The sequence below is a fragment of the Variovorax sp. WDL1 genome (assembly GCF_001541225.1).
Taxonomy (GTDB): Bacteria; Pseudomonadota; Gammaproteobacteria; order Burkholderiales; family Burkholderiaceae_C; genus Variovorax.
Genome location: NZ_LMTS01000324.1, coordinates 73507 through 80397 on the forward strand (window position 1 = coordinate 73507; position 6891 = coordinate 80397).

The following is a 6891-nucleotide window of genomic DNA, read 5'->3' on the forward strand; positions in this document are numbered from 1 at the left end:
CCGAAGGCTTGACTGTCAGTCCGAGATCTTGTTGGCGGCTTCCTGAAGCCCACCGAGGATGGCTTCGACCAAGGGCTCTGGAAAGTCCTTCGGCAACTTCGCTCGCACCTGTCGAATCACCTTGGGCGTGCGGTCCGCGAGATCGTCGATGACGAAACGCACATCGCGTCCGTCGGGGGTGGTCACCCCATGACGCTCGCCCATGACCAGCCAGTGCCGGCGCAGGATGTCGCGCATCTTCCAGTGGGCGTTCCTGGAGCGGATCGCCATGGCCATCCTGGCCTTGAACGGCGACAGCTTCCCCGGGCCTTCGCCGAGGACAGGGTAGGCCGACAGCACGTCGTACAGCGGCGTGAGCTGGTATCGGCCTCCGGGGCGCAGGAACAAGCTGAAGTTCTTCGCGTGGCCATCGGTCGCGCACAGCAGCCAGAAGACCAATTGCGCCTGGAAGAAGGCCCGTTTGTCATCTTGGCGGGACAGGGACCCCTCGAGCACATCCATGATGCTGTCAATGCCAGGGCCGCCGTCGGCTTCGTACTTCGCGTGCGGGGATACGCCCTTGGCCTGGCACATATCCTCCTGAGGAAGTCGGATGAGCCGCATGTCGCCCGCCGGGCTTTTCCACCAGCTGCGGTCGAAGCGCTCCACCGCCAGAACCTTGACGTCCTCGAACTGCAGCGGCTCGCAGGCGGCCACCGGCAGGCCGTAGGCCTTCAGGATCAAGGAACATAGCCACTCGTTTTCGACAGAGTCGCTCATGTCGTACTTCATCCCGCCGATCAGGCCCAGAGGGAGCTTGAAGATGTGTGTCGTCGGCGTGTCCCCATGCGGCATGCACCATTTGCCTTCGAAGCGCAGCAGCGCGGTTTTCTCCTGCGCGCCTGCGATCGAAATGCGGAAGGTGTCGTCATCGTCGCCAAGACTCACGAGGGTGGGCGACACGGTGTTGCGCAACACCTGCGCGACCATGCTCTCATTCAAGGGCGAGGCTTGCACTGGCTGCACGCCTGCCGGGACTTCGCCGTCCGGAAGAATCTGCAACGCGCCCACGCAGTCGCGTCCAATCTCGGCGAGCAGCGGGAAGGCATCGGTCGACTTGGTCTGGTAGCGCCGAGCGATCCTCGCGCGGATGTCGTCGCTGTCGGGCAGCAGATTTTCGAAGTAGGTTCGAACCCTTTCGCCGCGGTGCGGGGCGCCTCCCGGCATGAAGGGAAGGGACAGTGACAGAGGCCGGCCCTGCTCTGAAGCAGTCCAATCCGGGCTGTACTCGAGGACGTCGCCTGCCTGCGGATGGATGCGCCAGGTACCTACGCGTGCGCCGTTCATCCAGAGGGCGAGCGCCTGGGTGTGAGAACGTCGACCCATGGCTTACCAAGTCGGATTCGAGTCGGTGGCGCTGGCCGACTTCGGGGGCGCCATTGCGTCGTCCTTTCGCAGCACCAGCTCGACGCCCAGGATGCTCAGCAGCTTCATCAGCCGGGCGGCGCTGACCTTCTCCGCGTTGCGCTCCAATGCGGACATCGTCTGCTGGGTCACCCCCAGGCGGACGGCGGCCTCGGCCTGGGTCATGCCGGTTTGCTTGCGAAACGCCTGGAGCAGGCCGGGCAACTGCTCGGAGGTGCGGAGAACAAACTCAGGCATACAAACCTCCGGTTGTTTTCTGGATTTACAAACTATACGCTGTTTATGGAATTTACTCGATATAGTTTGTTTTTTCATTTCTACAACCTCCTTAGCAGGAGCCGAAGAATGCGGACGACGCGTGCGGCTGCAGAACCACAGTCAGAGGGCCGTGCGACGGGGGCCGGCGGACGAAGAAGAGGCGTCGTCCTGAGGGCTCAGGCGCGGGGGCGCCCTCAGTGCAGTTCGGCTGCGGTATGGATCATCTCGCGCACGCGCGGGTAGATCTGCATGTTCCACTTGCTGCCGCTGAACACGCCGTAGTGGCCCACGCCGGCCTGCAGGTGGTGGACCTTCAGGTACGGCCGCACGCTGGTGCAGAGGTCCTGTGCCGCGACCGTCTGGCCGACGGCGCAGATGTCGTCGCGCTCGCCCTCGACGGTGAGCAGCGCGGTGCGGCGGATCGCGGCGGGATCGATCTTGCGCTCCCCCACCGTGAGCACGCCGCGCGCCAGGTCGTAGGTCTGGAAGACGCGCTCCACCGTCTCCAGGTAGAACTCCGCCGGCAGGTCGTTCACCGCCAGGTACTCGTCGTAGAAGTCTCGAATCACGGCGGCCTTCTCGAGCTCGCCTTCGACCAGGTGTTCGAAGAGCTTGCGGAACTGCTGCTTGTGGCGCTCCGGGTTCATGCTCATGAAGGCGGTGAGCTGCAGGAAGCCTGGGTACACGCGCCGCATGCAGCCCGCGTGCGGCCAGGGCACCCGGCTGATGAGGTTGCGCTCGAACCAGCCGATGGGGCGCTCGTTCGCGAGCTTGTTGACGGCCGTCGGGTTGATGCGGCAGTCCACCGGCCCGGCCATCAGGGTGAGGCTGCGCGGCGACGCAGGGTTGTCGTCCTCCGCCATCAGCGCGGTCGCCGCCAATGCAGCCACGCAGGGCTGGCAGACCGCCACCATGTGCACGCCGGGGCCGATGGCCTCCAGGAAGGCGATGATCTGCAGCGTGTAGTCGTCCAGTCCGAAGCCGCCATGCCACAGCGGCACGTCGCGCGCGTTGTGCCAGTCGGTCAGGTAGACATCGTGGTCGCGCAGCAGTGTGCGCACGGTTTCACGCAGCAGCGTGGCGAAATGGCCCGAAAGTGGTGCTGCCAGCAGGACCGGCGGATGCACCAAGGGGGTGTTCCTGCGGAATCGCAGCAGGGTGCCGAAAGGGGCCCTCAGGACGACCTCCTCGTGCACCGCGACCTCTTCTTCTTCGACCATGACGCTGTCGATGCCATAGGGCGGCCTCGTGTGCGTGAGCCGCAGGCGCGAGTAGACCTCCATGGCCGCAGCGATGCGCCGCGTGGCGCTTCGGTCCGAGTCCTGTCGCCAGAGCGAGCTGCCGACGTACTGTGCCGCGAGCCGTGACGGCGAGAGCAGGTCGGCGCTGGTCTGGTAGGCCCGGTACAACATGCATGAGGGCAGGCAATTTGCGGGCCAAGGGCTGCGTGCCGGCGCATCGCGCACTCTTCTGGCACAGGGCTTGCACTGCTTCGAGCCGCCCCACCCCGTCAGACGAGGAGTCCGCATGGCCGCCGCCAAACCCGTTCTCACCATCAGCAGCAAGAACTACGGTGCCTGGGCGCTGCGCGGCTGGCTGATGTGCAAGCTGGCGGGGCTGGACTTCGTCGAGAAGGTGATACCGCCCGACGACCCGGCCATGAAGGCCGAGATGCTGCTGCTCTCGTCGTCGATGCGCGTGCCCTCGCTGCAGCACGGCCATGTGAAGGTCTGGGACACGCTGGCGATCGGCGAGTACCTGCACGAGATCAAGCCCAAGGCGGGACTGCTGCCGGCCGACATCCAGGCCCGTGCCCATTGCCGCGCCATCTGCGGCGAGATGCACTCGGGCTTCGCTTCGATGCGCGGCGCGCTGCCGATGAACGTGAAGGCCCGCTTCCCCGGCTTCAAGATCTGGTCGCGCGCGCAGACGGACATCGACCGCGTGGTCGAGATCTGGCGCGAATGCCTCAAGGGCTACGACGGGCCCTTCCTGTTCGGCAGGCAGCCCTGCATGGCCGATGCGATGTACGCGCCCGTGGTCACGCGCTTCATGACCTACGACGTCGCGCTCGACAAGCCCTGCGCGGCCTATGCCAAGCGGATCATCGAGCTGCCCGCGATGCAGGAATGGATCGCAGCGGCGAAGCTGGAGCCCGAGGAGATCGACGAGCTCGACGCGGAGTTCTAGCCTGCGGGATCAGAGCTCGGCTGCGAAGTCGCGAAGATCGCGCGGCGCGCGGCCCAGCCATTCGGCCAAGGGTGCATTGCTGGCGACGTTGTCGAGCTCCAGCATCATGCGGGTGTCGGTGCACCAGGGCAGGCCTGGCAGGAAGTCGCCGGCCCGGGCGCTCAGCACGCCCATCCAGGCGGGCAGGCGGACCTGGTGCGCTGGACGCGCGGCGCCTCCGCGACGTGCACTGCGCAGCGTGGCGATGAGCTCGGCCAGCGTCATCTCGCGGGCGCCGCCGAACTCCACCACGCCGCGGTAGGGCGAGGCCGGGTCGGCCAGCACCGTCACGGCGCGGGCCAGGTCCTCGACGTGGATCGGCTGGAGCTTGGCGCCGAGCGCCGGGCCGGGCATCGTCAGCAGGGGGAGCGCGGCCAGCGTCCGGAAAAGCCCTGCCGCATCGCCGCCCGGGCCGAGCACGACCGAGGGCCGCAGCGCAATCCACGAGGGCCCGCCGGCGGGCAGGGCCTCGAGGGCGGCTTCGGCAGCGCGCTTGGTGCGCGCGTACTGCGTGGGGTTGTCGTCGTCGCTGCGGCCGATGCCGAGGGCCGAGACCTGGACGATGCGGCGCACGCCTGCCTGCGCGCACGCCTCGAAGAGCGCAGCCGGCACCGCGCTGTGCACTGCCCGCATCGGCCGTCGCGCGCTGCTGCGCAGCACGCCGACGGCATTGACGACCGTGTCGATGCCGTCGAGCCGCGGCAGCCAGGTCGCCGGCTCGGTGTCGCGCGAGAAGTCGACGGGGACATGAGGCACATCGGCGCGCAGCCGCGTGGCGCTGCCGCAGGTCACGCGATGCCCCGCCTGCAGTGCCGCCGCGGCGATGCGGCTGCCGATGAAGCCGTTGGCGCCGCATACCAGGACATTCAGCGCGGTGGTCATCGCGCCATGGTGCTCAGATGCGACGCTGCGTGCAAGCGGGACCATTTGGTGGAATACTGGATATCCATCCAGTTATTCGAGGCAAGAGACCATGCCCGACACTTTCATTCCCATCCACGCGATCAAGGGCCGCGGTGCTGCGACCCGGCTGCCTCACCGCTTCGAACGTGATGCGCGCGACGCCTTCGACGACGGCTGGGGCACGCTCGAGGAAGGTTCCGCCGAGCCGCTCCCGCCCCTGCAGGAGGTGCGCTTCGAGGACGTGAAGTCGGTGCTGAGCGAGAACGACTCGCCCGACATCCACTTCGACCGCTCGATCAATCCCTACCGCGGCTGCGAGCACGGCTGCATCTACTGCTTTGCGCGCCCGACCCACAGCTATCTGAACCTCTCTCCCGGCCTGGACTTCGAGACCAAGCTGATCGCCAAGCGCAACATCGTGGAGGTGCTGCGCACGGAGTTGGGCCGGCGCAGCTATCGGCCGCAAAACCTGGCGATCGGCACCGCGACCGACTGCTACCAGCCGATCGAGCGCGAGCTGCGGCTCACGCGCTCGGTGATCGAGCTGCTCCAGGAGGTGCGCCATCCCTTCGGCCTGGTCACCAAGTCCAGCGCCGTCGAGCGCGACCTCGACCTGATCGCGCCGATGGCCGCGCAGCGTCTCGCGGCGGTCTACGTCACCATCACCACGCTCGACGGCGAGCTGGCGCGCAAGCTGGAGCCGCGCGCCGCCGCGCCGCACCGGCGGCTGCGCACGGTCCGCTCGCTGGCGGAGGCCGGCGTACCGGTGGGCGTGAGCGTCGCGCCGCAGATTCCCTTCGTCACCGAGGACATGGAGAAGGTGCTGGAGGCCGCCTGGGAGGCCGGCGCGCGCAGCGCCTTCTACACCGTGATCCGCTTGCCGTGGGAGGTGGCGCCGCTCTTCAAGCAGTGGCTGGAGCTGCACTACCCGCAGCGGGCCGCGCGCATCATGGCGCGCATCCATGAGATGCGCGGCGGCAAGGACTACGACGCCGACTTCGGCACCCGCATGGTGGGAAGCGGGCTGTGGGCCGAGCTGATCCGCCAGCGCTTCGAGAAGGCGACGCAGCGACTGGGCTTCAACCGCGAGCGCATCGCTCTTGACCTCAGCGCGTTCCGGCCACCCGGCGCAGCGGGGCAGGGCAGTCTGTTCTAGCGTCGGCTGCGCTGCCGGGCTGCGCGAGGCGACGCCGCACCAGTCGCCGCCCAGGGCCTTCACGAGAAGCACCGAGTTCAGCAGGCGCTGGCCCTGCAGCTGCGCGGCCTGGCGCTCCGCGGTCAGCAGCGACTGCTGCGCGGTGCAACACAATACGTCCCAATGACCGAGCTTTACTTATCTTCGTTGGAGAACCCGACGCGCTGGCTCGTCGTGATGGGCGTCTCGGGCTGCGGCAAGTCCAGCCTCGGGGCTGCACTGGCCCGCGAACTGGGGCTGCCGCTGATCGAGGGCGATGACTTCCATCCACCCGCAAGTGTGAGCAAGATGCGCGCCGGGATCGCGCTCACCGACGCCGACCGGGCCGGGTGGCTGGACACGCTGGCGGGCATGCTTGCTGCACATCCGCAGGGGGCGGTGCTGAGCTGCTCGGCGCTCAAGCGCGGCTACCGCGACCGGTTGCGCGCCGCGGTGCCCCGGCTGCTCTTCGTCTTCATGGACCTGTCGCGCGAGGAGGCCGAGCGCCGGGTCGCCGGACGCGGGGGCGCGCACTTCTTCTCCGCGAGCCTGGTCGCCGACCAGTTCGCGACCCTCGAATCGCCCGTCGGGGAGGCCGGCGTGCTGAGGGTCGATGCGACGGCCCCGCTGTCCGAACTCGTGGACCGGGCCCGGGACTGGCTGCGCGACGAGACGGCGGCCGGTCCCCCGGCGTAGCCAGTTCCCGCAAGCCCGCCGCAGGGGCGCGGGCTAAGGTCGCGAGCATGGCCGTGATCGAATCAACCCTGTCCACCAGCGGCGAAGTCTTTCAGGCCAACCGTGCCGGCATGCTCGCGCTGATCGAGCGCATCCGCGGCATCGAGGCGCGCACCGTGCAGGCCTCCGCCGCCTCGCGCGAGCGCTTCCGCAAGCGCGGGCAGCTGCTGCCGCGCGAGCGGCTGGGG

At 68.0% G+C, this 6891-nt stretch carries 7 protein-coding genes and 1 pseudogene; 4 read left to right on the forward strand and 4 right to left on the reverse strand.

The window, feature by feature from the left end; genetic code table 11:
* Positions 1-15: 15 nt before the first annotated feature.
* The 3 genes from APY03_RS36690 to APY03_RS36700 form a co-directional block, all read right to left on the reverse strand.
* Complete coding sequence (locus APY03_RS36690; RefSeq protein ID WP_068685242.1) at positions 16-1365, reverse strand: type II toxin-antitoxin system HipA family toxin; 1350 nt, start codon at positions 1363-1365, stop codon at positions 16-18.
* A gap of 3 nt (positions 1366-1368) precedes the next feature.
* Complete coding sequence (locus tag APY03_RS36695) at positions 1369-1641, reverse strand: helix-turn-helix domain-containing protein (protein WP_068685244.1); 273 nt, start codon at positions 1639-1641, stop codon at positions 1369-1371.
* 215 nt (positions 1642-1856) lie between these two features.
* On the reverse strand, positions 1857-3074 hold the full coding sequence (locus APY03_RS36700; RefSeq protein ID WP_068685246.1) for a polyhydroxyalkanoate depolymerase: 1218 nt from the start codon (positions 3072-3074) through the stop codon (positions 1857-1859).
* 115 nt (positions 3075-3189) lie between these two features.
* Here APY03_RS36700 and APY03_RS36705 point away from each other — a divergent pair, with 115 nt between their 5' ends.
* A complete protein-coding gene (locus tag APY03_RS36705; RefSeq protein WP_068685249.1) occupies positions 3190-3852 on the forward strand; it encodes a glutathione S-transferase in 663 nt (220 codons plus the stop codon).
* Between the two features lie 9 nt (positions 3853-3861).
* Here the strand turns inward: APY03_RS36705 and APY03_RS36710 are convergent, their stop codons facing one another.
* Entirely contained in the window at positions 3862-4773 is a 912-nt protein-coding gene (locus tag APY03_RS36710) for an NAD-dependent epimerase/dehydratase family protein (RefSeq protein WP_232081127.1), read from the reverse strand.
* 91 nt (positions 4774-4864) lie between these two features.
* Here APY03_RS36710 and APY03_RS36715 point away from each other — a divergent pair, with 91 nt between their 5' ends.
* The 3 genes and pseudogenes from APY03_RS36715 to APY03_RS45075 form a co-directional block, all read left to right on the forward strand.
* The gene (locus APY03_RS36715; RefSeq protein ID WP_068685251.1) at positions 4865-5950 is read left to right on the forward strand and encodes a PA0069 family radical SAM protein; all 1086 of its coding nucleotides are present in this window, start codon (positions 4865-4867) and stop codon (positions 5948-5950) included.
* A gap of 162 nt (positions 5951-6112) precedes the next feature.
* Positions 6113-6664 (forward strand): gluconokinase, encoded by a 552-nt coding sequence (locus APY03_RS36720; protein ID WP_232081126.1) that lies wholly within the window; start codon positions 6113-6115, stop codon positions 6662-6664.
* A 47-nt stretch (positions 6665-6711) separates the two neighbouring features.
* Positions 6712-6891, forward strand: a pseudogene (locus APY03_RS45075) (acyl-CoA carboxylase subunit beta); the annotation flags it as partial.

Coding starts and splice junctions, on each gene's coding strand:
- APY03_RS36690 (WP_068685242.1), bottom strand. CDS start 1,365: ATGGGTCGACGTTCTCACACCCAGGCGCTCGCCCTCTGGATGAACGGC.
- APY03_RS36695 (WP_068685244.1), bottom strand. CDS start 1,641: ATGCCTGAGTTTGTTCTCCGCACCTCCGAGCAGTTGCCCGGCCTGCTC.
- APY03_RS36700 (WP_068685246.1), bottom strand. CDS start 3,074: ATGTTGTACCGGGCCTACCAGACCAGCGCCGACCTGCTCTCGCCGTCA.
- APY03_RS36705 (WP_068685249.1), top strand. CDS start 3,190: ATGGCCGCCGCCAAACCCGTTCTCACCATCAGCAGCAAGAACTACGGT.
- APY03_RS36710 (WP_232081127.1), bottom strand. CDS start 4,773: ATGACCACCGCGCTGAATGTCCTGGTATGCGGCGCCAACGGCTTCATC.
- APY03_RS36715 (WP_068685251.1), top strand. CDS start 4,865: ATGCCCGACACTTTCATTCCCATCCACGCGATCAAGGGCCGCGGTGCT.
- APY03_RS36720 (WP_232081126.1), top strand. CDS start 6,113: ATGACCGAGCTTTACTTATCTTCGTTGGAGAACCCGACGCGCTGGCTC.